General features: G+C 46.0%; 22 protein-coding genes and 1 tRNA gene. 5 read left to right on the top strand and 18 right to left on the bottom strand.

Annotated features, from left to right (window positions below; genetic code table 11):
* Positions 1–11 precede the first annotated feature (11 nt).
* Complete coding sequence (locus MHH52_RS10005) at positions 12–1,310, top strand: nitrate/sulfonate/bicarbonate ABC transporter ATP-binding protein (RefSeq protein ID WP_340008302.1); 1,299 nt, start codon at positions 12–14, stop codon at positions 1,308–1,310.
* A gap of 195 nt (positions 1,311–1,505) precedes the next feature.
* On the opposite strand, the gene MHH52_RS10000 is transcribed toward MHH52_RS10005, so the two are convergent.
* A tRNA-Leu gene (locus tag MHH52_RS10000) sits at positions 1,506–1,589 on the bottom strand.
* Positions 1,590–1,776: 187 nt separating this feature from the next.
* Between MHH52_RS10000 and MHH52_RS09995 the strand changes: the two genes are divergently transcribed.
* The gene (locus MHH52_RS09995; RefSeq protein WP_340008300.1) at positions 1,777–2,223 is read left to right on the top strand and encodes a hypothetical protein; all 447 of its coding nucleotides are present in this window, start codon (positions 1,777–1,779) and stop codon (positions 2,221–2,223) included.
* Positions 2,224–2,288: 65 nt separating this feature from the next.
* On the opposite strand, the gene MHH52_RS09990 is transcribed toward MHH52_RS09995, so the two are convergent.
* From MHH52_RS09990 to MHH52_RS09980, 3 genes are all read right to left on the bottom strand, one after another.
* Positions 2,289–2,507: a hypothetical protein gene (locus MHH52_RS09990; protein ID WP_313640614.1), complete on the bottom strand. Its 219-nt coding sequence runs from the start codon at positions 2,505–2,507 to the stop codon at positions 2,289–2,291.
* 117 nt (positions 2,508–2,624) lie between these two features.
* Positions 2,625–2,942, bottom strand: a complete 318-nt coding sequence (locus MHH52_RS09985; protein ID WP_283911260.1) for a hypothetical protein — start codon at positions 2,940–2,942, stop codon at positions 2,625–2,627.
* A 102-nt stretch (positions 2,943–3,044) separates the two neighbouring features.
* Complete coding sequence (locus tag MHH52_RS09980) at positions 3,045–3,617, bottom strand: xanthine phosphoribosyltransferase (RefSeq protein ID WP_042126391.1); 573 nt, start codon at positions 3,615–3,617, stop codon at positions 3,045–3,047.
* A gap of 196 nt (positions 3,618–3,813) precedes the next feature.
* On the opposite strand from MHH52_RS09980, the gene MHH52_RS09975 reads away from it, so the two are divergent.
* Positions 3,814–4,935 (top strand): hypothetical protein, encoded by a 1,122-nt coding sequence (locus tag MHH52_RS09975; protein ID WP_340008299.1) that lies wholly within the window; start codon positions 3,814–3,816, stop codon positions 4,933–4,935.
* Here the strand turns inward: MHH52_RS09975 and MHH52_RS09970 are convergent.
* From MHH52_RS09970 to MHH52_RS09960, 3 genes are read right to left on the bottom strand one after another with little or no spacing between them, the layout of a single operon-like run.
* The gene (locus MHH52_RS09970) at positions 4,922–8,167 is read right to left on the bottom strand and encodes an AAA family ATPase (RefSeq protein ID WP_340008297.1); all 3,246 of its coding nucleotides are present in this window, start codon (positions 8,165–8,167) and stop codon (positions 4,922–4,924) included. The genes MHH52_RS09975 and MHH52_RS09970 overlap by 14 nt on opposite strands.
* Positions 8,157–9,467, bottom strand: a complete 1,311-nt coding sequence (locus MHH52_RS09965) for a DNA repair exonuclease (protein ID WP_340008295.1) — start codon at positions 9,465–9,467, stop codon at positions 8,157–8,159. Before MHH52_RS09965 ends, MHH52_RS09970 begins: the two co-directional genes overlap by 11 nt.
* Before the next feature lie 6 nt (positions 9,468–9,473).
* Positions 9,474–10,610, bottom strand: a complete 1,137-nt coding sequence (locus tag MHH52_RS09960) for a glycosyltransferase family 4 protein (protein ID WP_340008294.1) — start codon at positions 10,608–10,610, stop codon at positions 9,474–9,476.
* A gap of 157 nt (positions 10,611–10,767) precedes the next feature.
* Here MHH52_RS09960 and MHH52_RS09955 point away from each other — a divergent pair, with 157 nt between their 5' ends.
* Positions 10,768–12,171, top strand: coding sequence for an RsmB/NOP family class I SAM-dependent RNA methyltransferase (locus MHH52_RS09955; protein WP_340008291.1), 1,404 nt, complete (start codon positions 10,768–10,770; stop codon positions 12,169–12,171).
* 110 nt (positions 12,172–12,281) lie between these two features.
* Positions 12,282–12,374: a YjcZ family sporulation protein gene (locus MHH52_RS09950; protein ID WP_313642016.1), complete on the top strand. Its 93-nt coding sequence runs from the start codon at positions 12,282–12,284 to the stop codon at positions 12,372–12,374.
* Between the two features lie 351 nt (positions 12,375–12,725).
* Here the strand turns inward: MHH52_RS09950 and MHH52_RS09945 are convergent, their stop codons facing one another.
* The 11 genes from MHH52_RS09945 to MHH52_RS09895 form a co-directional block, all read right to left on the bottom strand.
* Positions 12,726–13,367 carry a histidine phosphatase family protein gene (locus tag MHH52_RS09945; RefSeq protein WP_340008289.1) on the bottom strand — a complete coding sequence of 214 codons (642 nt, stop codon included), beginning with the start codon at positions 13,365–13,367 and terminating at the stop codon, positions 12,726–12,728.
* Between the two features lie 163 nt (positions 13,368–13,530).
* On the bottom strand, positions 13,531–14,529 hold the full coding sequence (locus MHH52_RS09940) for an ATP-binding cassette domain-containing protein (RefSeq protein WP_340008287.1): 999 nt from the start codon (positions 14,527–14,529) through the stop codon (positions 13,531–13,533).
* A gap of 22 nt (positions 14,530–14,551) precedes the next feature.
* On the bottom strand, positions 14,552–15,334 hold the full coding sequence (locus tag MHH52_RS09935; RefSeq protein WP_340008285.1) for an ABC-2 family transporter protein: 783 nt from the start codon (positions 15,332–15,334) through the stop codon (positions 14,552–14,554).
* On the bottom strand, positions 15,331–16,152 hold the full coding sequence (locus MHH52_RS09930; protein WP_340008283.1) for an ABC-2 family transporter protein: 822 nt from the start codon (positions 16,150–16,152) through the stop codon (positions 15,331–15,333). The genes MHH52_RS09935 and MHH52_RS09930 overlap by 4 nt, the downstream gene beginning before the upstream one ends.
* A gap of 49 nt (positions 16,153–16,201) precedes the next feature.
* Positions 16,202–17,374 carry a serine hydrolase domain-containing protein gene (locus tag MHH52_RS09925; RefSeq protein ID WP_340008281.1) on the bottom strand — a complete coding sequence of 391 codons (1,173 nt, stop codon included), beginning with the start codon at positions 17,372–17,374 and terminating at the stop codon, positions 16,202–16,204.
* A 143-nt stretch (positions 17,375–17,517) separates the two neighbouring features.
* The gene (locus MHH52_RS09920) at positions 17,518–17,916 is read right to left on the bottom strand and encodes a hypothetical protein (protein WP_340008279.1); all 399 of its coding nucleotides are present in this window, start codon (positions 17,914–17,916) and stop codon (positions 17,518–17,520) included.
* Between the two features lie 122 nt (positions 17,917–18,038).
* A complete protein-coding gene (locus MHH52_RS09915) occupies positions 18,039–18,719 on the bottom strand; it encodes a 5'-methylthioadenosine/adenosylhomocysteine nucleosidase (protein ID WP_340008277.1) in 681 nt (226 codons plus the stop codon).
* Positions 18,720–18,878: 159 nt separating this feature from the next.
* Positions 18,879–20,435, bottom strand: coding sequence for an extracellular solute-binding protein (locus MHH52_RS09910; RefSeq protein WP_340008275.1), 1,557 nt, complete (start codon positions 20,433–20,435; stop codon positions 18,879–18,881).
* A gap of 58 nt (positions 20,436–20,493) precedes the next feature.
* Positions 20,494–22,788 carry a DUF4962 domain-containing protein gene (locus MHH52_RS09905; RefSeq protein WP_340008273.1) on the bottom strand — a complete coding sequence of 765 codons (2,295 nt, stop codon included), beginning with the start codon at positions 22,786–22,788 and terminating at the stop codon, positions 20,494–20,496.
* Between the two features lie 2 nt (positions 22,789–22,790).
* Positions 22,791–24,869, bottom strand: a complete 2,079-nt coding sequence (locus MHH52_RS09900; protein WP_340008271.1) for a heparinase II/III family protein — start codon at positions 24,867–24,869, stop codon at positions 22,791–22,793.
* Entirely contained in the window at positions 24,866–25,627 is a 762-nt protein-coding gene (locus tag MHH52_RS09895) for a glucose 1-dehydrogenase (protein ID WP_340008269.1), read from the bottom strand. Before MHH52_RS09895 ends, MHH52_RS09900 begins: the two co-directional genes overlap by 4 nt.
* Between the last annotated feature and the right edge of the window lie 29 nt (positions 25,628–25,656).

Below are 25,656 nucleotides of genomic sequence, written 5' to 3'. Positions count from 1 at the left end.
AGGTGTCGAATATGAAAAAATCACTGATTGAGTTGAACCAGATTAGCAAACGGTATGATCTTCCGAATCAAGCAAATGTGAGTATTTTAGAGGACATTAACATCAACATAAAAGAAGGAGAGTTTCTTTCGATATTAGGACCTTCGGGATCAGGAAAATCAACGCTTTTACGGATCATTGCCGGGCTCATCTCCCCCTCGCAAGGCGCTGTTTTATATAATGGACAAGAAATTGTCGGCACGAACCCAGGTGTAGGGATGGTGTTCCAATCGTTTGCGTTGTTTCCTTGGCTTACGGTATTGGAGAATGTAAAGCTAGGACTTGAGAACAAACCACTGCGGGAAGCGGAAAAAATGCGAAAAGCACTCTCTGTCATCGATATGATCGGACTTGACGGGTTTGAAGGCGCCTACCCGAAAGAATTATCTGGAGGTATGCGGCAGCGCGTGGGGATTGGTCGTGCTTTAGTAATGGAACCGGACATCCTTCTGATGGATGAACCCTTCTCTGCTTTGGACGTACTGACAGCAGAAAACCTAAAGCGTGACTTGCTTGAGTTGTGGACGGAGAAAAAAATTCCTACTAAAAGCATCATCATGGTCACTCACAGTATCGAGGAGGCCGTCTACATGTCAGATCGGGCCATCGTACTATCCAGGGATCCGGCCCACGTCATTGCTGATATCCCCATCACCATGCCGCATTGGCGGGATAAACAAGCACCACAATTCACGTCGCTTGTCGACCGCATCTATTCGATTCTGACGAAACGGGAAGTCAAAACCGTTGATCCATCGGGAGAGCAGAAGAAGAAAATTGAGAAGGTTCAAGAGGTCCCTGCCGGCGCACTCACCGGCTTCATTGAACTGATCGACGATCTCGGAAAAAAAGTTGACTTGTACAAATTAGCTGATCAATTAAGTCTAGATCTGGAAGACTTCCTGCCCACAGTCGATGCTGCACAAATGCTCCAATTCGCTGAGATTCATCAAGGGGATATCGAGCTGACGGAAATGGGTCACCAATTTGCTGAAGCCAGTGTCCTTAAGCGGAAAGAGCTATTCAGAGCGCAAGTACAGCAGCATGTTCCTGTGATGGAAAAGATAATCTGGATTTTGCAATCGAAATCAAATAATAAAATGGAGCGGGAATTTTTTGTCGAGATCTTTGAGAAGCACTTTGGCGCTGAAGAAGCCTCTCATCAGCTCGATATCTTAATTGACTGGGGAAGATATGCGGAATTGATCGCCTATGACGAAAAGGCAGAGGTACTATACCTAGAGCATGAACCTACCTCAACAGTAGAATAATAAAATTCTTATACGCGTGGTAAAGAAGCTGCTTTAATCAAAGTCAGCTTCTTTTCTATTATTATCCCATAAATTCTGACTACAGCTCAAAGCTTTCTTCCACTCAAGTCATGGGATATAGCCTTAATTATTTCAGCATATAAAAAAGGCTCGCAAATTGCTGTAAGAGCAATGTTGCGAACCTATTCATTGTAATGCGGTCGAGAGGACTCGAACCTCCACGATATTGCTACCACACGGACCTGAACCGTGCGCGTCTGCCAATTCCGCCACGACCGCACATCATAATGACTCGCTAACAATCTTGCGGTCACAAGATAGATCATACCATGCTGAGATTAAAGCGTCAATATATTTCCCAGCTTTTCTTATCGATCATTAATTTATGGATAATTATTGCTTTTACTTCCGAATATAAGGTATAATGAGAACAAAAGTTCGCATAATATAAATGAGGTGATTTATAATGGCGACTACGAAGTTGAAGACATCCATTGTTGATGAAGATGTTACTAAAGAAGAGCTGTCCCTTGTCAGAAGCTATTTGCTGCTAACGTTTATTCATAAAGTTTTCGAGCGTGATTGCCGTGTAATCAGCAAGAGTGGTCTGTTTAAGACCCCACAGCTTTATATGGAGCTCGTGTCTGGCGCCACTAAGAAGACCTCACTAATGCTTCAAGAGGTTACGCGCGAATTGAGCTCACATGATCTGAGGATCACAACCGTTCGCCAAGATCAACGAGGAGTCGAGGCCTTGTACTCCTGTAGAGGATATCAAGGTGAGATGAATATATTATGGCCAGGATTCCGTAGAGAGATGATGCTGCGAATGCGCGCGTATCTCGGACTGTCCACAGAACTCTCTATACTCTCCAGAGATGAAAGTTCGACTCAACTTGCTCTAACTATTTAACCCCTAGATTTACATAGAACAGCTCCCCACCCAGTTTGGATGAGGAGCTGTTCTTGCTGCGGAGATTATATATTTTCCGGATCTTTTCTTGGCTCACTAAAGGGTTGGAATAGATAATTCCGATCTAGCTTCACTACCCGTCTATTCTGACGTCGAATCATCACCTGAGAATCATCCCAAGCCAGAACAATCCCTTTTACATCGTTACTTTCTAAACCATCTCGCACCACACGAATTTTCTCACCGGAAATTCGGTAGGCATCCAATTGTTCATCGCTAATCATCATTAGTCCCTCCCTCTTTATAGCTTATCCTATTTTCTCTCAGAAAAAAGACCCAAATGATAAATCATCTGGGTCTCGTATAAGCAATTGACGACTTGCATGTCTACAAAAGCATTCTTATATCAGCGCTTCATTCTTCTCAAACCAGAAATCAAGAACTTTAGCGGACATCACACGTTGCTCCAGATACTCCACTTGGTTAGTTGTGAATTTCTCCCTCCAAGGGAAGGATAGTTCCTCACACAAACCTTTGATTGTCAGAAGCTCTGACCAAGCTACATAGCGTTTGTACCAAAAAAACTGAGGATGTTCAATCATATAGGGATACAGATCGTCGAAATCCGTGTGTTTGCAATCCAGCGCACGCTCGAAGTGATCCTTGGCCTCGGTTAATTTATCAATAAAAAATTGCTCAGTCACCGGTTCTTTCCCCATTGTGACGCCTCCTCCCTATGTCTGATTTTATTATAAAGGAAAATCTATAGGGTGAAAAGCAGTTGTTTTAAAAATAGGCATGTTCCTTATTCCTAATTCGGGTTATTCCCCAAATTCAATTGTGCCTCCACTAAGAGAGGTAATTCTTACGAGTGACTCCAGTCGGATCCCTTGCTCTTTGATCGTCCGAGCTCCCGCTTGAAAGCTTTTTTCCACTACAACGCCAAGACCTACCAGCTCAGCGCCAGAGCGTTGAATGATCTTTATCAGTCCACGCGCTGCATCACCATTAGCAATAATATCATCTATAAAGAGGATTTTATCCTCTGGAGAGATAAATTGGCGAGACAACATAATGTCGGTAACAATACCTTTCGTAAAAGAAGGAACTCTTTCACAAAGTGCGTCTGGATCTGCTAATAGAGTTTTTTTGCGGCGTGCAAAAACTAGCGGCACCTTTAACTCATATGCGGTGGCAAATGCCACGGCAATGCCCGAGGATTCCACGGTCACAATACGTGTAATTCCGCAGTCCGCAAACCTCCCGGCAAACTCTCGTCCCATTTCCATCGTAAGCTGCGGATCTACCTGATGATTCAACAGTGCATCCAGCTTCAGCACTTCATCCGAAACGACGACACCTTCCTCCAAAATCCGCTGTTTCAACACTTCCATGATTTTGAACCTCCAATACCCTTTATAATCACAGACGCTCCGTACAATATAATCACTATTCATAAAGCAATTACGACGGAAGTCATGTCCTTCTGATCCTCATCATAACCTGTACTATACAGAGTGCACAAGGCAATCCTGCATTGCACTCGTTATGATTTTTCTTTTGCTTCTTAAAACTATTAGGAGGGGAGCCATGAAATCACATGTCCGAACATTGCAGATCGCTTTCACTTACATTGGCACCATTGTAGGAGCCGGATTCGCCACCGGACAAGAAATATTAAAATTCTTCACTCGTTACGGACACTGGGCAGTCCTGACCATCCTGCTCTCTACTATACTGTTCATATGGCTGGGTACGAAAATGATGGTCATCGCTCGGCGCATAGAAGCAGAATCCTATGAAGACTTTAACCGTCACCTCTTCGGTGACCAAGTCGGAAGCACCATCAGTTTATTCACGATGGTCATCCTGATTGGTGTCAACAGTATAATGCTTGCAGGAGCTGGCGCTATTTTTCAGGAACACCTGGGGCTTCATTATCAAACAGGGTTACTGCTAACGCTAGTTGGTTCTTATTTTCTGCTTAAACGGGGAATTTCCGGTATTCTGCAAATGAACAGTCTAATCGTCCCATTAATGCTTACGCTATCACTTATCATTATTCTTAATACGTTTCAAATTCCAGGAGCTGAACGGTTCTTATTCCTAGAAAATGATCGGTCTATCTTTGGAGCTTGGATGTCGCCGCTGCTCTACACCGCCTTCAATTTAGGTATGGCTCAAGCCGTGTTAGTTCCGATGGCTCGTCATACAGATGATGAAAAATCTCTTGTATGGGGCGGTATTATCGGTGGTGCCGGAATCGGTTTTATGTTGATCGCCGCGCATTTCGCGATGAGCTCACAAATGCCTGGTATTCTTCAGTTTGAAATCCCTATGGGCAACATCGCCATCCGGTTGGGTACTGTCGTGCAAACTATATATCTACTGCTGATCTTTTTGGAGATTTTCAGCACTTTTGTCGCCGACATTTATGGCGTCACAATGCAGCTTAAACAGAGAATTCCAGTTAAACCCACATTGATTACGCCAATTCTGATGTTGCTCTGCTATTTACTGAGCCAGTTTGGCTTTAGCTCTCTCCTCTCAGTGTTCTACCCGATCTTCGGAGCCTTGTCGCTGGTCTGGGCTGTCATGCTACTGCGTACGCCATGGTCCACTCCACCACGTATCCATACCTCGTCGGGTTCAAGCGGTAAAGAGAACACCCTTGTATCAATAAAACCAGTCACCCGAATTACACGGAAATAACTGCTGATGTTGGAATAATTCGTGCTGCCGCTTCCGCCACATGCTTGTGACAGGTCATCATTACAATCTGGCGGGAGATCGACAGTTCTCCGATAAGCGATAGAGCAGCATGAAGACGAGAGTCGTCAAAGTTGACGAATAGATCATCGAACAGCAGCGGCAGCGATACTTGCCGTGACATGGTCTCAGCCAGTGCCAAGCGGATGGAAAGGTACAGTTGTTCTGCCGTCCCACGGCTGAGCAGTCCGCTGTCCAGCAGTCCAGCATCTTTGTGTTCAGCTTTTAGCTCCTTATGGCCGAGAGTCATAACTACTCTCCTGTACTCCCCTTCCGTCAACTTGGAGAAATAGTCGGATGCAAGTAGGAGTACCTGCGGCTGCTTCTCCTGCTCATAAATACGGCGAGTTCTCCCGATTAATTCGGCAGTTAATGCGGCTACCACATATTTATCAGCCACGATTCGCAAGGCAGCTCTCTGCTCTTCTAGTTGCTGAATAACAGAGTCCTCCATACAACGCTCTTTCAGATATTCCCTTTCCTGAAGCAGCTTTCCTCGTTGCTCCAGCAGGGTGTTCCACATTTCTTCCTCCCGTTCAGCTAACTCTTCAGCCGCCGTCCGCTCTTTCTGGAGTGCTGAGGCATCATGATGATTTAATAATACCTGCAGGGCGGCAACTCGCTCCTCTTCCCAGCCTCCGAACATGGCCAGCTCCCACTGACGAATGGATTTATTCAGATCGCTACGCCGCTGTACAGCAGCCGATCTTCGTAAGAAATCCTCTCCGCCTGTTGCACCGCCTTCATGCAACAGTAGTTCACGCTGTTCTCTCAGTTCATCTAATAGCCTATGGCTCTCCTTAAGTTCTTCCAGAAGTTCTTGTAACCGTGACTGAATACCTTCCCGGCGAATTAGGTCCTTTTTCAGTTCATCCCAAGCCCTTTTTCGAAGTTCCAGCCAGCTTAGTAAAGTTAGTGCGGATCTTCGTTGTCCATCATGCGGATCCATATCAAAGCTAGTTACCGCCACGCCAGACTCGTCTAAAGGATCAGTACCTGATTCATAAATAAGGGTAAGCAGTTCCTCCTCGAATACGTTACACTCTGCTTCCAGCTCCTTTAGTCGTAAAGAGAGCTTATTCTCTTGGCGCAGCAATTCGTTCCCTTGCTCCACCATAGCGAAGATATCCGGAAGCCCTTCTGGGGACAACCCTTCGGGCAATCTACGCTCACGCAGCCATACTTCATATTGTTCAGCGGTTTCTGTGAAAGCTGTCTCCGCTCGGCTCATTTCCTCAGCGAGCAGCTTCTCTTGGCCTGCCAGCGTCTCCAGCTCCGTGCGGCAGGCATCACGCTCGGCGGCATAGCGTTCGATGCGCTGCCGCCACGCTATCCAAGCCTCCATGAGCCTGCGAAGCTCCCTCATGGAGGCCTCCAGCCCGCCTGCGTCAGGGCTGGACCCCGGGGCGGCCGACCGCCGCCCCGGAATGGCGCTCTCCGGCTCCGCCCCGGAGAGCAACTGCCCCCGCAGCCGCAGCATCTCGGCTGCGGCTGTGCCCACGTCCCCGCCATGCCCTGGCGGGGACGCTTCTGGCCGGCTCGCTCCGCGCAAGCCGGCCCAAAGGGCCAGATCGGCCGCGCCTAGCAGGCCGATCGCGAGCACTGCGCTGACCGGCGGAGCATCGGTCAGCCACAGCGCTGTGGGCAGCAGCACGGTTAGTGCTGCCCCAGCCCACAGCAGGCGCCGGTAGAGCGCGGCCATGCGCTGCGCGCTAGGGCCGTCACTTCCGGCGCCGGGGCCGCGCAGCGGCCCTTCGCTGAGCTGCGCTTCGCGCCAGCGCTCGGCCGCCTGCTGCAGCTCGTCCCACAGCTGCAGCACTTCACGGGCGCTGCGCGGAGCTAGCTGCGCAAAAGACTCGGCGCCGGTGGCGTGCTCACGCGCCAGCGCCCGTTCTGCTGCCTGCAGCGAAGCTGAGGCAGCGGCCAAGCGGGATCGCAGCGTCTGCCGCGCTGCACCCTCCGCTTCCATGCAGCGATCATAACTCGCGAACGCCGCCGCAAACCTTCGTGCAGCTTCACGATCTGTCGCTGCACCGGAGAATGAAGTCAGCTCTACCGCACTCCAGCTGACATCAATGTCTCGCAGAATTCGCTGCAAATGCTCATTCAGCGCGGTCAATTCGCCCTCCAGCCGCTGTCTTTCCGTTCTCCGATTCTCATAGCTGCTCCGATGGCGGTCCAGTCGCTCCAGCGCAAGTCCCTGAGCAGCCAACACCTCATCTGGAGGATTCTGTGCCAGCTCAGCAAAAAGCTCACTTTGTAGACGTTCATAACGAGCTACTGCTCCTTGAGCATTTCTAATTTCTCCCTCAAGTGCCTGAAAGCGGGTCGCCCCTTCTTCAGGGAAAGTTGAAATCATTGGCAAGCCTTGTAGCTCAAGCTGCGCATCGCTCCATTTTAACCACAATTCACGAACATCCTGAGCTTTGCGAAGCATCACGAGCTTGTCTCCCGTAAGCTTACGTTGCTGCTCCAATTGATCCAATTCCAATTCCGTAACCTTCAATGCTGCGATATTACCGTTATATCGTGGAAGATAAGAACGGCTCTCAGCCATCTGGCGCTCTAGTTTCTCAATAGCTTGAACAATTTTGGCAGCCTCCTGCAGCTTGCCGCGAGGTTTATACAGCTTCTCAGCTTCCTGTACCAATCTTTTTTCTGCCCGCATGATCGTTCCACCGCCGCCCATACCTGCGTGAAAGAGAAAGTTGCTCATCTCTTCTGATTGAAGAGCAGCAAGCTCCTGTAGTTCATCGAGAGATACCGCGAACAATTGATGGAACATGCTCCTTGAGATGCCACCAAGCAAAAGACGCTCCATTTCAGCTTGTCCTAACTCTTGCGTCGTTCCATTCGGATGGTTAACCGTGATGTTCAGCTTCTCATTTCTTCCTGAACCCTCACCACCGGATGTATGGCGACGAATGGTCCATAGGGCACCATTAATATCACGTGCCTTCAGTATTCCCCCATGTAATCCACCTTCCATAGGTTCATACCTCTCCGAAGGGTTTCCACGACTTGGAATTCCGAACAACATGGAGCGAATGAACTGCAACGTCGTACTTTTTCCTGCTTCATTACGTCCATAGAGTATGGTAACTCCATCCGTTAGATCTATCTCTCGGTTATGCAGACGTCCGAAACCATGAATCTGCAAATGTTCAATTCTCATCTTCTGGAGCACCCTCCATTCCACCGAGCATTGTGATTCCCTGTTCTGCTGCACCACGAAGCCAGCTCAGTTTCTCTTCTAGACTAGTTAACGATAGCAGCTTTCGCAGCTCCTGATTCTCCTGCAGCGGCTTAAGTGCACTGTTTATTAGTTCATCAAGCGCTTCTGTTGAATGTTCAGTACGCTCCGTTATTCGCAGCATTTCTCCAAGAAAGCTATCCTCCTCTAATAACCGTTCACGATCAATAGCTAATCCAGACTCAACAGCGAATCCTTCCGTCCAGACAATTCCTTTATAATCTTTACGCTCAGCTCGAACTGCTTCACGTCGCTGGAGTTCAGACAGCAGATCCTCTGCCGCCCCTTTTTCTGCTAATACTTTATGTACGTCCCCGCGTCCGATCAGACGGAATCTGACCACTGACATCAAATCCGGGAGTTCTTCTCTGATGTCGTCAATCACCTGCTCCACACTTTGTATCCATTCTACTTCATTACTTAATCCCTCAATGGATAGATCCCGAACCTGCCAGCGAACATAATCAAGCTCATGAAATTGGAGAGTGGTACTTCCAGCCTCATCTACATCCACAATATAACAACCTTTTGCTCCGGTTTCCTTAATGCTGCGCCCTTGTATATTACCTGGGTATACAATCGCTGGTTTCTCATGCAATACACTACGTTTATGGATATGTCCAAGCGCCCAATAATCAAAGCCCCGTTCGATAAGATCCTTACGACTGCAGGGGGAATAGGTCTCGTGCAGTAAATCACCGTCTACATTTCCATGCAGCATAGCAATATGAAACAGACGGCTGCCAGGTTTTCGAGAAAAGCTCACTGCTGTGTTGTCCGTCACTTTTGCAGTCGGATAGGAGATTCCACTAACGATAGCTACTTCTTGGTCATCTTTACGACGGTAGGCTGTAGCGTGATCTGGCTTCTCCCCACCGAATACGGTAACATGCTTTGGCATTTCCGTTGTCAGACGTAGTCCGTCAAGTGGATCATGGTTGCCATGGATCAGAAACACTTGAATCCCGTGCTGGCCAAGTTCCTTGAGCGCTTCCTGAAATCGGAGCTGACCCTGTAATGAAGCGTCAGAAACATCATATACATCTCCACTGATGACAATAAAATCAACGTTCTCTTGGATGGCAACGCGGACAAGCCGCCCGAGGGCGGCGAAGGTTGACTCACGTAAATAAGAACGAATGGCTGGCGAAATATGCGCCAGCCCAGCAAAACGACTATCCAGATGTAAATCAGCAGCATGTAGAAATCGAAATGGAATCATAACTACTCACCCTTTCGTTCCTGAGGGATACTGTAAGTATGTTTTCTTAAGTTCATTAGCCACACGAGTCAGCGAATACAGATTTTTTGCTTTATCCCAGGCCGAACGAGAAAGTTCATAACGATAAGCCGGATCGGATATCACCTTTTCTAGTGCGTCCGCGAGTGCAATCTCATCGTCAGGGCTGACCAGCAGACCATTAACCCCGTCTTCAATCTGCTCCGGAATCCCTCCTACATTCGTCCCAACTAAAGCCAGACAGCTAAGCGCCGCTTCCGCAAACACCGATCCGAATGCTTCCGCCCGAGAAGGCAGCACGAAAATATCAAAGAAAGGCATAAACTCTTCCGGATGAAGTGTATATCCATAAAAAATCGTTTCATTATAAATCCCTAAATGTTGAGCCATATTTTCCAAATCTGCACGGGAAGGGCCATCTCCTATAATATGCAGTACATACTCATGGCCGCGATTTTTAAGTTCAGCACAAGCTTTGAGTAAAGTATCGATTCCTTTAGCTGGAACTAAACGCGTCACGGTAACTAGCTGCGGTATAGCGTTATCATGCGGTACTGGCTTAAACCTTTTTTCATCAAAACCATTCGGTATGACTCCTATATTAGAAGGATCTAGAATATAAGGCGCCACATACTCAGCAAAAGCTTGCGACACGGTCATTAACCGATCACTAACATGCTCAAGTTCTCGGTAAAGCGAAACTAGAAACTGATGTTCCAGCCCTCCCTCAGAAATAGCTCCATTAAGAATTAGCTCTCGCTCATAACTGGAATGTAAGGTTTGAATTAACGGAGTATCTGGAAATACTTTTTTCATCGCTAAACCAGCAATTGGATGATGGGAATGGATAAGATCGTATGTCTTGCTCATCCGTAGTTTAGTCCACCATAGATAATCACGATAGGTCTGAATATATTTCTGAACGATCGGACTTTCCCCAAACTGTGTCCAATCAAAGGTCTCGAATATGACTTCCTCATGTCCCTTGTTGCGAATCCGCTTAGGTAACCAAAACAAATCCATCTCCCAACGGCTTGAACGGAATCTCTCCTGAAGATAAGGGATCATGGATGATACACCACCAGGTTGTTCCGGCGGGAAGAAGAGCGCTTGCAGCAAATTCATATGGTACATCCCCTTTACAATTGCCCTACATACAGTAAGACTTGGCAATTATGATATAGTTGTGTATATGTAGAATTTCAGGTACGATTACGTTCCCCATACCTTGATTTTATCGGTATAAACATGAAACAGCAACTAAGAAAAAGGAGAATGAACTATGAAGGAAGAACAGCTACCTGCCTCTTACACCGCATATATAAAAGAAATGCTGGGGCAAGAGGCAAATGCTTTTCTAGAAAGTTATTCAGCACCACGAACTCAGGGACTTCGCTTTAATCCACTGAAAAGCATCTCTGATGCAGGTCAAGTCGCGGTAAAACGCACAGTCTCACAATTTGATTTGAAACCTATCCCATGGTGCCCTGATGGTTATTATTATGAAGAGCCTACTCGACCAGGCAGACACCCTTACCATGCTGCCGGACTATATTATATTCAGGAGCCTTCCGCAATGTCCGCAGCTGAACTGCTGTCACCTAAACCCGGCGAAACCATCCTAGACCTTGCTGCAGCCCCTGGAGGTAAAACTACGCATATCGCTGGTTTAATGCAGGGACAAGGCCTCTTAATCTCTAATGAAATTCATCCAGAACGCGCAAAAATTCTTGCTGAGAACGTAGAACGTCTAGGTATTATGAATACCCTCGTAACCTGTGCAACGCCAGAACAGCTGTCTTCGCGCTTTCCACAAGCTTTTGACCGAATTATGTTAGATGCTCCTTGCTCAGGAGAAGGCATGTTTCGAAAAGATCCAAACGCCGTTTCAGAATGGTCTCCTGACCATGTAGTGATGTGCGCAGCAAGACAATGGGACATTCTGCAAGACGCCTACCTTATGCTTAAGCCTGGTGGTTCTCTAACCTACTCTACTTGCACCTTTAATCGCCAAGAGAATGAAGAGATGATTGCCCGATTGACGGATCGTTACCCCGATATGGAACTACTTACCCACAAACGCCTTTGGCCACAATTAGAAAAAGGCGAAGGCCACTTTGTTGCACTCCTACGTAAGCAAAGTGACACAGAAAACGACGTTAATGACGATGCCAAACGCAGCACCAAGAAACGTCGAAGCAAAAACAACCCAAAAATTAATTCTTCCGTACGCGATGCATACCAGCTATTTCAAGACTGGGCCGCGGTAGAGCTACCAGGTTTCTCATACCAAGGCGTACCTCTACTGTTCGGTGAATCCCTTTATTTGCTGCCTGAATCCTTTAACAGCAGCCTGCATATTGGACTGCTTGAAGGGCTTCGTGTTCCCCGGGCTGGACTACATATTGCCCATTTGAAGAAAAATCGGATTGAACCCGCACACGCCCTTGCGATGGCGATTCAACACACACAAGTAACACGTAGTTTTGATCTTAGTAGCGACGGTCTGGAAATACACGCTTGGCTCCGAGGCGAAAGCTTACCTGTGCCGATGGAATTACATGGATGGACACTTGTAACTTTAGATGGATTGCCGATTAGTTGGGGCAAAGCGAGTGCAGGCCAACTCAAGAATCATCTTCCTAAAGGACTTCGCATCCTAAAAGCCCATATTGACGAGCAATAGGCCATAGACCAGTTCATCCAGTCCACTTTGGCATATGATGTCATTATCTCAGAAAGCTGCTACACCCGCCGCAGCAATGAGAACACGACATAGGCAAGGAGGAATATAACATGGGTGAATTTCGAGGACCCTTCACTTCGACCGGTACGATCTTGGTACTTTTCATCTTGCTCGTCATCATTTCCTGTTCGTTGTGCGTTTAATACCAATCCGGCTTAATAAGCAGTGAAATTAAAGCGGCTGTGTCGTCCTTCTTAGGGCGGTGCGGCCGCTTTATTTCTTTCCGACATAACATCTCCATTTGTTACTCTCGTGAATATTTACTGTTTGAAAGCCAGATTTACGAAATAACTGTTCTATCTCTTCGTTCTTCGTGTATTGTTTCATGTGATAATTAATTTTGTATATCTCAGAAATAATGCGTCTGAATAGCTGTGATCGTCCCGAATATCCTATCTTTGAATGGTAACGCCGACACATCTCCTCGACTAATCTTCACCCTACCCGCGGAACCCTACGAACCCTCTCGGACTCTTGGCACATGTACCTCCCAATCAATTGACTATACTAGCAGCCTGATCACTTGATATATGTTCCGTAAGATTTTCAGTTGTGACTACCCACTTATCTACTTGATACTCTATTTTATGAATACTAGTATATGAAGTCGGGAAATGGGCATTCTTATTGGTCCACGTTAGTCCTTTTAAAATATGGTATATAACATTAATTACGCCACCATGAGTGACCACAATTACATTTTCTTTTGGATCAGTACTCTCTAGTTCATTACATAGTTTCGAGAAACTTGTACTTATTCGCGTAAAAAACTCCTGAGGGCTCTCTCCTCCTGGGAATCTTTCATCCATTCTTAAAGCCGAGAAATAGAGACCCGGGTATCGTTCATTTGCAATTTCATGGGGCATTCCAGCGATTACACCATTATTCGTTTCTCTCCAACACTGACTGCTTTCAACAGGCAAACTAAGCTCTCTAGCTATCTCATTTGCTGTATCTAACGCACGTTGCAAATCACTGCTAAGGATGCGAGTTATGTTAAAGCTAGATTGGTTCTCCTTAAGATAACTACCAAGCCGTTCGGCTTGTCTATACCCCTCAACTACAAGTCCACGTTGACTCCAACCACCACGAAAGCCTTCGTCATCTATTCCATGCCTTATAAAATATATAGCCATCGATCGTATCCCTCCAAAAAAAGATTGTTATACACATTTCAATAAAAAATCCTTTTAATCCTCCATTTTTGTTAAAGAATCCTATCCGACAACTAAAAAAGCTACCGATTGATCGGAAGCCTCCTTTTTAGCTGAACCTAGAGATTATTCAGATGATCCGTTCTCAAGCTTGAATATGTTCTCCCTTATCCATTTCATAAATGGAGCTGATGATCTTTTCAATTGGGATCTCCTTAATCGATATATCAAGGATCTCTACCTTTTCGCTAAGAATATGAAGAAACTCCCCCATTTTACATTGCCCGGTATCAATCAGTAATTCCACTTCATAATCCGATATTCTTTCCGATAGCTCGATCCCAGGCAGATCAATATCTCCAATAGTAGTAGCTGCAGAAAGCCTAACCACTTTTTTTGCGCCCAGATGAAGTCGAAGTTCAGAGAACTTATCGTCATATACTTTTTTACCTTGATGAATAATAAGTACTCTTTGAACCAGACGCTCCACGTCTTCCAAGTCATGCGTCGTTAGAATAAATGTGGTGCCTTCCCGATTCATTTGCTTAATGAATTCTCTGATTCTTTGTTTAGCTATAACATCTAGTCCAATTGTCGGCTCATCCAAAAAAACCACAGGCGGTGAATGAAGCATTGCCATTATAAACTCGCATTTCATTCGTTCCCCCAGTGAAAGGGTGCGCGTAGGCTTAGTGATAATATCACCAATCTCAAACATGCTTACAAATCGGTCTAGTCTTGTACGAAAGTCATTCGTAGGAATATCATAAATTTCCTTATTCATATAAAAACTATCCAAAGGAGGAATGTCCCATATTAACTGCGATTTCTGTCCGAACAATACTCCGATTTGTTTTACATATTGATTTTTTTGCTTATGAGGGTTGTACCCAAGAACATTTATTTCTCCCGATGTGGGATAGAGAACGCCTGTCAGCATTTTAATAGTCGTAGATTTCCCCGCACCGTTTGGCCCCAGAATGCCAATGATCTCTCCTTTTCCAACACTGAACGAAAGATCTTCTACAGAGGTAATAATCGATTTTTCACGGTGAAACAGACTTTTAAATACGCTTTTAGCATCTTGTCCACGGTGATACGTTTCATATTGCTTAGTTAAGTTCTTGACGGTAATAATGTCCAATGTAATTCTCCTTCATACAAATTCATCCTCCGGCACTTTTGTAACTACGAAGCATGTAAGTATAGAGCCAAATTCCGAAGGCAGCAAATAACACACACGGGATAATCGCTATAAAAAAATAGGCTTCCCATCGTCCAATAAGTGTAGATGCTGGAAAGTAGGCAATCATGGAAACCGGAAATAGAAAAGAACTCACGGCTACGACTGCTTTTGGGAAAATCGTCCCTGGATATCGTCCAAAAGACTTTATACTCTCAAACATCTCCGGCAAGCGGGAATTCGCCACCCATTTGAATGAAATTGCTGCAACGATAAGTGCCACGCCAAACATGACCAGCAGCCCTGCTCCAAACAACAACAGGAATAACAACCAAGAGCTGAAAGTTACCCCTTCGATTCCACTAAGTGCGTATACGAACATGATTACCCCACCACCTAAAAGCCCGATACTTTCGAATTCAAAAGATCTGGCCAACAGTAAAAATAAGCTCGAGGTAGGTTTAATTAATACCACTTCCAGCGTTCCTTCCACTACATGGGACATCGTATTCCACATAATTCCGTTAAAAAAAATCCCGGCACAAGCCGTAGACAAAATAAAAACAGATTGAATTAACAGCGCCTCTTGAAAGGTCCATCCTTCAAATGAAGCATTCGAATTATAAATGAACACCGTTACTAGGGGAAACAACACATTTCCTATGAGCATGATAAAACTATTGAGAATAAAATTAACACGATAGGTGATAGCAGAAGCAATATTCGCCTTCATACAAGTTTTGTATATTAGATACATACGTTTCATGCGCCCACCCCCGTAAAATGCTTGAGCGACACCGCATACAGCCCCCGGCAGACAACTCCGGCAATAATAACGGCTATGAGCTGCAGCAACAAAACTTGAGGAATAGGTAAGGTTATATCCGCTAAAGTATAGCTACCCGTATAGACCATTGCAGGAAGAAAGGTCGTATATTGAAACGGTAAGAAAAAGGACGCCATTTGTAAGGATTTTGGAAAAAATACTAATGGAATCAGCGATCCGGAGAATATCCCCTCGCAAAGATTAAAAAAATTACGAATACTCGAGGATTGCACCATCCAAAAGGCGACCATTCCAATACTATAATGGATGAAAAAATTCATCATAAACGCCATTGCAATCGAAAGAATTGCGTATAGTAAATTTGCGGGCAAAACATCAATATGAAAAATAAAGAAGAAAATCATAAAGCAGGGTATAAATTCAAATAGAAGCCCAAGTACCCTATGCCCCGCCTTCTGAGACAAGGCATAGAACATATGATTCATTGGTCTTAACGAAAACGTAATGAATTTCCCGGTACGAATGAGCATTTGCAAATTCCAATCGGCAAAATCCATGGTCAAGTAGTTGATCAACATTGTGGCACAAAAATAAGAAAGCATTTGGGAGAGAGACATCCCGTTAATGTAGGATTCCCCACTATAAACAGCGCTCCATATATAATACTGCACCAAAAAATACACAGGCCCTACAAAAATAGAAACCATCGAATGCGTCCTGTACGCACTCCATTCCTTATACGTAACAAAAGCCACCGCTCTCATAACGCGAAAGCGGTGCTTTATCATCTCAAACATAAGTCACATCCTGCCTATCTTTGATATCTCACAACATATAACCTTTTTCTTATTCGAGTCCGGACCAGATCACATTGTTTGTGCCGAAAATACCTCTACCGTCCCATATATTTTTATGAAAAGGGATATACCAAACGGCAATCAGCTTTTCTACCGGGTCAATGACCAAAGAACAAGACCCCCATCCTTCGTGAAAAAAAGTGCCTTCAGAGTAAGAAGTACTGACATTATATCGAAGGTCTGGCCCAAGACCGTATGGTCTATCTGCTCCTCCATCTCCCCATGCGTAGTTTGGAAGTTTCTCAGAATTGAACCGCTTGGTCATTCTCTGAACAGCCATACGACTTAAGATATGACCACCTTCGTATTCCCCTTGGTTAAGCAGCATGATTCCGAACTTTTGTAGATCACTAACTGTTGAATACAGTCCCCCACCAGTCCCGGGAGTCTTGATTTCCTCATCAGACCTTCTTTCTTCATCCGTTATATCCCCTGTTTGAAGTTTCTGTAGATATTCCTTTGCCTCTTCTGAACGAATGGCGATCCTACTAGCTTTCTCAGGCGGTATATCAAAGAAAGTATCTGTCATGCCTAACGGTTTTACAATGTTGTCCATTATGTACTCTTCTGCAAAAACACCTGTTATTTTCTCGATAATTGCACCCAAGATCATGTATCCGAACGATGAATACATCCATTGAGTGCCTACCGGAAAACGAATGCCATAGGAAAGTCCAGCTTTTATCCAGTTTTCTTTTCCAAGCTCTGATTCATAAATATACCACCATGCACTTTTATAGTAGGTATCACTTATAGTGCCATGATCAGGTGCGATGCCGGAGGTATGAGTCAGTAAATGAGCAATTGTAATCGGCTTAAAAGGGTCTGCATCAAACTCCGGAAGAATAGAACTAACAGGCTGCCCCATAAAAATCTTACCATCATCCGCAAGCTGCCAGATCGCTGTCGCCGTAAACAGCTTCGTAATTGAAGCAATGCGGAAAATTGTATCCGTTTGCAGTTCTTGAGTGCTGTCTTCTTCGTAACTGAAACGCCCCCCGGCAGCATTAGCAAATATTTTCCCATAACGACTAAGAGAATAAATATAACCATCTGCTACTTTCTTATCACAGAGATCCTCATAAAAATGATTAAGTACCTCTAAGCGGTCCTCCCTGTAATTCACTTCGTTCAGCTTGCTAAGCTCTGTGGATGATAACATTATTGCACTCCCCCTTATTATTCAATAAAATGCATGATTGCATAAATATCTTGCAATAAAACCCAAAAAATTGGAAGGGTAATTTTATATTTAACTATTTTATACTGCTCCAATAATTTTGTAACAGCAATGCTGTAATCACGTTAACGTTTTGACGTTAGTGATTTAACTAGTGCTATTCCACTAACCAATCCGAATACTATTCCATCATGTAGGGTTGCGAATTTGTAGATCACTATATTTGAAAGATTAAAATACATCATTAAAATTGGATAAATGAGAAGAAGAAAGCTTGGAAGAAACACAATAAACAATAGTGGCCAATTAACAACAAAAGCTTTAGGTAATCCTTCTAATAATGCCAGATACATACCGTAGAAAAACGGGACAATAGCCATCATCCACACAGTACTTTCTAATTGATAGTTCTTTTTTGCCTCTTCAGTGTAATGACTAATTAGCGAGTTTCCATAATGTAATAAGAGCGCCCCCACTATGATCCAGACAAGATAATATAAAAGTTTTGAATTCTGCATCTTCATGAAATCACTCCATTTCTTTAGGTTAATCCCCAAATTATAAACCAAGGAATCAGCGTTAATGCAAAAAAAGCTTGAATAATAATTAAATAGATTTTCATGGATAGAGTTCCTTTGCTTTTAAGTTAATGAATTAGCAGGTTCTCTACAAGCTTCATTGAATTTAATGCTGCAGCTTTCACGTTGACCTCAAAAGATTCCGGCGCATCACTATCCGCATTATCCGTGATCGCTCGAATCACAATAAATGGAATGTTGTTTATGTAACACACTTGAGCTACACTGGCACTTTCCATGTCAACACACATAGCCTGATGTTTATCAATTAATCTATTTCTTTGTTGATGGGTAATAAACGTTTCTCCGGTTATGATTCTTCCGAAATGACATGTAAAGCCCAGTCTATCTGACTCAATTATCCTAATACATTTTTCTATTAGTTCTTCATTAGCTTTTATGTACTGATCCTCTAACCAAGGATGATATTCAGTAATAATTTCTGGAACCACATCATGATGAGCGACTTCTGTCGAGACGACAACATCACCCAACTGAAGATTATCGTTTAATGAACCGGCAACGCCAGTTAAAATGATTGAATCCACTTGAAATTTATCAATCATTACTTGGGTGGCTATTGCAGCGTTTACTTTACCAACCCCACAAAAGGCAGCTACTACCGAAACATCATGATATTGACTTGAATAAAAATTTAGCATGATGTGTTTTGTGATTGTCGGATTTTTCAGTTTATCAATAAACGGATTAATTTCATCTTCAGAAGGACCCAATACGCCTACTCTCATAGAAATTCCCACCTCATATTTTCAATGATATATAGTATTCGTTGATTGGAGTGTTTTTCCTTTTTATACAGAAAATCCGCTTTTTAATATGTATAGATATTGCCTTCTACAACCTTAAGAGGAGCCCGGTTTAACCGTCAGCTCCTCTGGAGGGTAAGTTTATCTGCGTGGCATGGTGGCGCCTACTTTATTATTATATTTTTCCGTAGCTTCCTTGATGACATCGTTGCCGCCCTTGGAAAGCCACTCTTCCACAACCTTCGGCCAGTCGCTGATAGGCTCCTTGCCATATACCATCTTTACCATGTGCGTCAGTAGTACCGGAGGAGCCGTGTCCGAGTTAGGTGCAATGTCTGGATTCTTTACCAAGGCATCTAGCCGCGGGTCAAACTGAATTCCGTCACGGCCTTCGTTAGCCAGAATGGTTTCATATACATTGATCAAGCTTCTGCCTTCTTCTGTCATGTTAAGGACACCCTTGTTATAAGTAGTATCCTGCACCATCCAGAGGAAAGACTGACGGTAGCGCTCCTCATCTATAGCGGCGGAATCCGTAGGAGAAGTGTATACGATTTTGCCGTTCTCTTCCTTATAGGTTTCGTCCTTGATCCCAAAGGTAAAGAAGGTTTCTGCCTCTTCGCTCAGCATCCAGTCAAAAAATTTCACGATATCCGCAGCATTCTTCGTACCTTCCTTGATAAAGTAGGTGCGCGTGGCAGAGCCGTACAAGTAGGAGCCACCTTTTCCATCAGGTCCCACTGGCGAAGGAATAATCTCCAGCTTGGCGGATGGCGTCGTAGCCTTCAATTGCTGCTCCCACTGCAGAAGCTCGTTGGCATTCATCGTCCACATGCCCGCTTTGCCTGAGAGAATCGCATTTTTGTAGTTGGTCGGGTTGATGGTGGCGAATTCCTTGTTGATCAAACCCTCTGTATACATGGTGTTGTAGGTTTGTAACGCCTTCATCATATTTTCACTATCCATAAACTTCGGCTGAACCTGGCCGTTTACTTCCTCGAACATAGTCAGGTACGGAAAAACATCATAAGCGCCAAAGAAAGCGTCAGCATATTTAAAATCTTGACGACCCATGTACGGGTTCTCTATCCCCAGCTTTTTGAAGGCACGCAACACAGTCAAGTACTCATCGACCGTTTTTGGAACCTGCAAGCCGGTTTGATCCAGCAGGTCCTTGCGAATCCAAGTCGCCCGGCGGGATGGATTGGACAGAAACTCCGGTATTGCGTAGATTTTCCCTTGATAGGTGACGTTCTCCCAAGCTTCCTTCGGTATTACTTTCAACAGGTTCTGGCCGTTTTGCTGCAGCAGATCATCCAAGGGCATGAACACACCAGCTTCAACGGAACCAGCCATTTCCTTGCCATTTACACCACCCGATCCTTGAACGACATCCGGTATATCATTAGTGGCGAACATCTGCACCATTTTCTGCTCGAACTCTTTATGAGGAACCAACACAATATCCAAGTCGGTGTTTGTCATCTCCTCCAGCTTTTTCACCCATTTGTCCTTATTTAGATCGGGTGATTTCTCAACATAGTTAAAAGCCAGCGTCCGCATCGAGATCGAGAATTCAGTTTTCTGCGGCGTATTTGACGCGCCCCCAGCAGTCTCTTCTTTGTCCTTGTTCGAGCAACCTGCAACAACGGTAGCACCCATTACGGTAGCCAGACAGATGCCAATCCATTTTTTCATAATATAACCCTCTCCTTGTACAATGGGGTGTCATACGTAAAATGAAGATATTTTAAGACTAATAAGCTTTTGGAATCTCAACCCGGTGGGTAACCCCCTGATTCGTAAAGTAGACATGAACCCCATGGTCCTGATCGTCCATAAAGTACGATACGTAATCCCGGCTTCCTGATTTTTGGGGAATCAGAAGAGTAACGATCCGATGACTTACGGCCTCTTGGGTAGATGCAGTCAAATGCCAATGCTCGGGCAGCCCTTCCCATTCCTCCGGATCTACATCGGTAAATTGATTGTTTTGGCTAAGCGCCATTTCTCCCGAGGAACTATAGACAAATCTGCCCTCCATTTGAGCTTTTTTACCATTTACTTTAAAAGATTGATCCTTCAACTTCATAGGATAAAGCGTATGAAACAGCCAATCCAATTTTCCCGGACGTTCCAGATCGACACTATCTGCGATAACAAAGTAAGCGCTATCAAAGAAGAATATTTCCCGCACATATCGCTTGATATAGGGTACATTCTCGCGGTAGGCTTCGGTTGCATCCATTTGCGTGTAGTTGATCCCAGGCGTACTGTACGCCTTCAACACCTTGCCGTAGGCTGCCATGTTCTTCGACTTGTCCGTGCCAGCATATTGACCTTTGCCGTCAATAAGAATTACGTTCTTGGAACGGGTCTGCCTGCGCCACTGCATATGCATCGTACTGTTGAATGCAACGTAATGGCCGCTTTCAATAGCCAAAGGCTCGCCGAAGGCATGCAGCAGGAAGGCGTTTTGATCCCCATGGCTATGGCTCACGGAGCCGTAACGGCTGCTCTTGGCCAACAGCATGATATGTTCCTGCGGATCCTCCATCCGATGATGCATGGCGACCCATCCCACATCCTGAAACCACTTCAGAGGTTCTGCAGCCACCGGTGGCTCTGAAGAAATCTGCGGATAATCCGTGCGATAAACCATCTCATCGAACCTGAAATCCCACCAACCGTAGTTATAGAAGATCATCTGGGTGTCAGGATTCAGTTCCTTAGTTTGCTCAAAATACCACTGGTATTGTCCATTCCCGGTTAAACCGGCGAATTGGCGGATATTGAAGCCCGTCTTGAGATTGACCGGATCTCCCAGTGACGATTGATCGCCGAAGCTGGCCCTCACGGTATCCGGACTGAAGCAATAGAGCGGAAAGTCACCGGTTTTGCGAAAGAAAGGACGGTCATAGAAATTGATTGCCATGTATTTGCGAATTAGATTGAGCGCCTCCGTAACGAAAGCCATCTGAGTGGTCCAATACATCGGACCTTCGGCCCACCCGCCATCTTTGCCACCCCATGGGGTATACATGGCGGAGAAGTACTCCAGCGTATAATCAAGCCATTCCTGTGCCTTCTCCTCCTCGCCCAACATGGAAATACAACAGGGAACGAGCACAGAGGATAAAGAGCGGATAGCATGGCTGTCATAAGGAACTTGATGGATTCGGGAACGTTCGATGACATGGAAAGCGATCTGCCCGGTTCTTCGCAGTAGCGCCTGCCTTACCTTAAGACGTTCTTCTTCCGTCAGAGAGCCGTGAAGCCAATCATAGCCCCATGCCAACGCTCCGGCTATGCGAAAAGAGCATTCATCATTGTAATCCCGGCTGGTGGTACCGTCCGTATTCCAGCTTGCAGCATGAAGCAGCCACTCTCTAGCTTTGGCGATAAGCGCCTCGTCCTCCAATACAACTCCAGCTATAGCAAGATGTCGGACAGCATAGAAAACTTCCTGGCAGTCCATATACATCTGCCGCCATAGTTTGGCGACACGCTTATTATCTGGATACGGTGCAGGCTCGGGAATTAGATCGCGCTCTGTCCAGGGTAGAACGGAATACTTCAGGAAGTCATCCCAGCCAGTTGAGATTGGGTCTTGGCGGACAACTTCCCGGTAAGACGGAAGTTGTTCCGCTTGAAGCCAAAGCCGCGGATGGTTGGCGGAAGCAGCTGAATATCGTTCTGTTCGGGAGGGCAGAGGTGTCAACGGCAAGTCATCCTCCACCACAAAAGCTCTTACTTTACTCCATTCGGAACGGATATCATTCTCCCCGATAAGACTGTATCGCCAATAATACGAACCAGGCGCCAATGGCTTATCCGGGGTAAACAAATTATAGGGAATTCGACTGTAGGTCAAGATGCCTTCAGACTCAAATTCAGTGTTTGAGGAGATCTGCAGCTCATACATACTCTCTTCCAGACATGCAGGCATCCAAGTAAACCGCGGAGGGTTCTCTCCAACATCTGAATGTTCATCTGGCCCATATGACAGGTCGAGTACGCCGCTGGTAGGTTGAAATAAAGGTTCTAACATCTCTACTCCTCCGTATTCCGGGACTCTTCCTGAATCAGTCCCGCTTTAGGGTCAAGGCAATAGACAACTCGTTGCCCAGTTGTTGCTATTTGGATTCGGGGCGGTTCGCCCACCTGACTCACTAGCTTCAGTACAGCAGGTTCGTGACCGTCCCGATAAACCGTAATAAAATCAACCGACGGGCCTATATGCCGAAGCATAATGCCTCGTAGCAATCTACTCGGGTCTTCGGCATTACCCGGTGTGCGGATTTCATGCATAATGGAGCCGGGCGCCAGTAGAGTACTTGTGGATACTTCATATATCCGGTCGGTGCTCACTCCATCATAACGAATATTCCACTCCGCATTTAACGTACAGTCCGTCTCATTTTTCATTTCGGACAGTACCTCTACTGAGCCATAGCCCGCTTCCAGTCCGAGGACTGTCGGAGAGTCCGTCCGAACGCGGTGAGGGTCCACCGGTAACACCAAATGTCCCGTCGGATGAAACCATAAGTCTACTTCCTGATCCCGCTCCGTCATCTGCTCAACATGAAACCAATCCAGCAACCAACTGTCGGCCAATACAAGATGCCGGTCCAGAACAGCTCCTTCATAGACGCCGTCCGAGCGAATCCATAAGTACGTAGCGTTGCCTTCCTGGCGGAATTGCCTGCAGCTTCCGGTATGTGGAGCTTGGGAGCGACCTCCGATGGTAACCGTGTTATGGCTCGCGGTTTCGGAATACCATTCCTTGCGCAAAACAGATCCATAAGGAACCATGCCCAGCTCAGGAGCAACCTCCCCCCATCGGTGCATAATCGTGATATGAAGCTTGTCAAAATGCCCATGTGATCCGCCATGCTCTCCGAAATCTGCCAGAACGGACAGCGGATTGCCCGGGTGGCGGAGCACGGCGAATCCAGAATCCGGCAGTAGGACAGAGTCCCTCACCATGTAAGTGGACTGAAGCTCCTTACTCTCACCTACTCCATACAGCACCGCCTCCAGACCAGTCCGTACTCCCTGCCCGTATAGATACCTATAAGCATTCGCCAGTATTGGCTGGAGGCTCGGATCTTTGTAAACCGCACCTCCTATTTCAAACACTTCAGCAATTTCTCGTGCGAAAGGAACGCGCGCATAAGGACCATCATGCACGGCTGGAAGCTCCCCATTATCGCCGCTAAGCTCTACCAGTAACTGAAACATGCCACGGGTGGATTGTCCCTGATCTCCTTTGGCAACATAGAGGTCAACCCCGAAGCGCCCAGCCATCTCGGCTGCTATGAGATAAGCCCGCAATACAAAAATATGGTAGTACGTGCTGCCTTCAAATTCAAAGCCATCTGGCTTAACGCCAATGGACAGATGATGATAGAATCCACCTTCTCCCTCCAGCAAAGAAGCAAGCTTTTCTCTGGTGCCTTTGGCAGCATATACACAAGCCAGGCTAGCGTTCAGCCATGCAGTATAATTGTTCTCTGCATTCTTCTTCTCGTAAATGAGGATGTGGCGGTATTGCTCCATACTCTCCTCTAGCATCGTGAAGAACACTTGCAGCTTCAACTCTTCCTCCTCAGTGAACGTTACTCCATGATCCACAAGAAGCAGATAGGCCCGAATAAGCGTGGTGGACCAGATAGCCTCCGTCAGCGCCTGATGAAAAGCACGGCCACTAAGCATCCAGGGTTGGGCATCGGGATGAACCGGATACAATGGGAACTGCTCTGCATAACCGACAAGAATCTTCTGGGCTAAGCTACTATTGAAGTCTTCTCCGTCTGCGGCGAATACCGCGGCAGCTTGCAGGGCGTATCGCGCCATCGCCTGATGCCGGTATACCAGCCATGCTCCCCGGTAGGGTTCACCTTCCAGCTTGCAGCCCTTCGGGCAAGAAAAGACAAACGCATCTCGCTCCATAGCATCGAAGATTAGCTCAGTATGATGCTGGGGACATACATATTGGTGCCACCAACCGCCGGGTTCTGTCGGGAGCAGAATCTCTTCTCTCCGGAAGGAATCCAGCTCCATTTTCAATTTATCCACCTCAAGACCAACCCAGGAAAAAGTATCAGCTTTCTCCTTAAGGTTCATCATCGCATGAACAAGCCTCCGTTAATTTCAATAATTTCGCCTGTCAGATAATCCGACATCTCTGAAGCGAGGAAGAGTGCTACGTTGCTCACATCCTGTGGAGCACCTTCCCGGCCCAGCGGAATCTTCGCAATCGTCGCCTGTCTTGCCGCATCCGCGGTAAAGGTAGCATGGAAAGCGGTCTGACCGATAAATCCAGGAGAGATAGCGTTTACATTAATTCCGTGAGGACTCAGCTCTTTGGCAAGTCCCTTGGTATAAGACCATACCGCAGCTTTGCCCGCTGCATAAATGGAAGCTCCTGGTCCGCCGCCGTCATGGGCCGCAAGGGAAGATACATTGATGATTTTACCGCTTTTCTTGGCAATCATTCCCGCTGCTACGGCTTTGCAGGCAAACACGCATGATTTAAAATTGACGTCCATCACCTTGTTGTAATGTTCTTCGTTCATTTCAGTATTGGGGACCCGATTGATCATACCGCCCGCATTGTTGACGAGGATATCGATGGTCCCGCCAAAATGCTCTTCTATTTCCTTCACCATATTGTCCAATTGGGCAGGACTTGTTACGTCTGCCTGAAAAGCATAAGCTTCTCCTCCAGCCTGACGGATCGCGTCGACCGTCTCCTCCGAAGAACCGAACAAATAGTTTACGGCCACTTTGGCGCCGGAAGCAGCCAAAGTCTCCAGGATTTGTCGGCCTATCCCTGCATTGGACCCTGTAACAAGCGAAATTTTACCAGTCAAGTCAATTTTCATTGCAAATTTCCTCCTAGTAGTAGTTGTTT

This window comes from Paenibacillus sp. FSL K6-0276, from assembly GCF_037977235.1.
Classification (GTDB): Bacteria; Bacillota; Bacilli; order Paenibacillales; family Paenibacillaceae; genus Paenibacillus_AQ.
The sequence above is the reverse complement of the archived record's forward strand: the minus strand, read 5'-3'. Positions and strand labels throughout refer to the sequence as shown.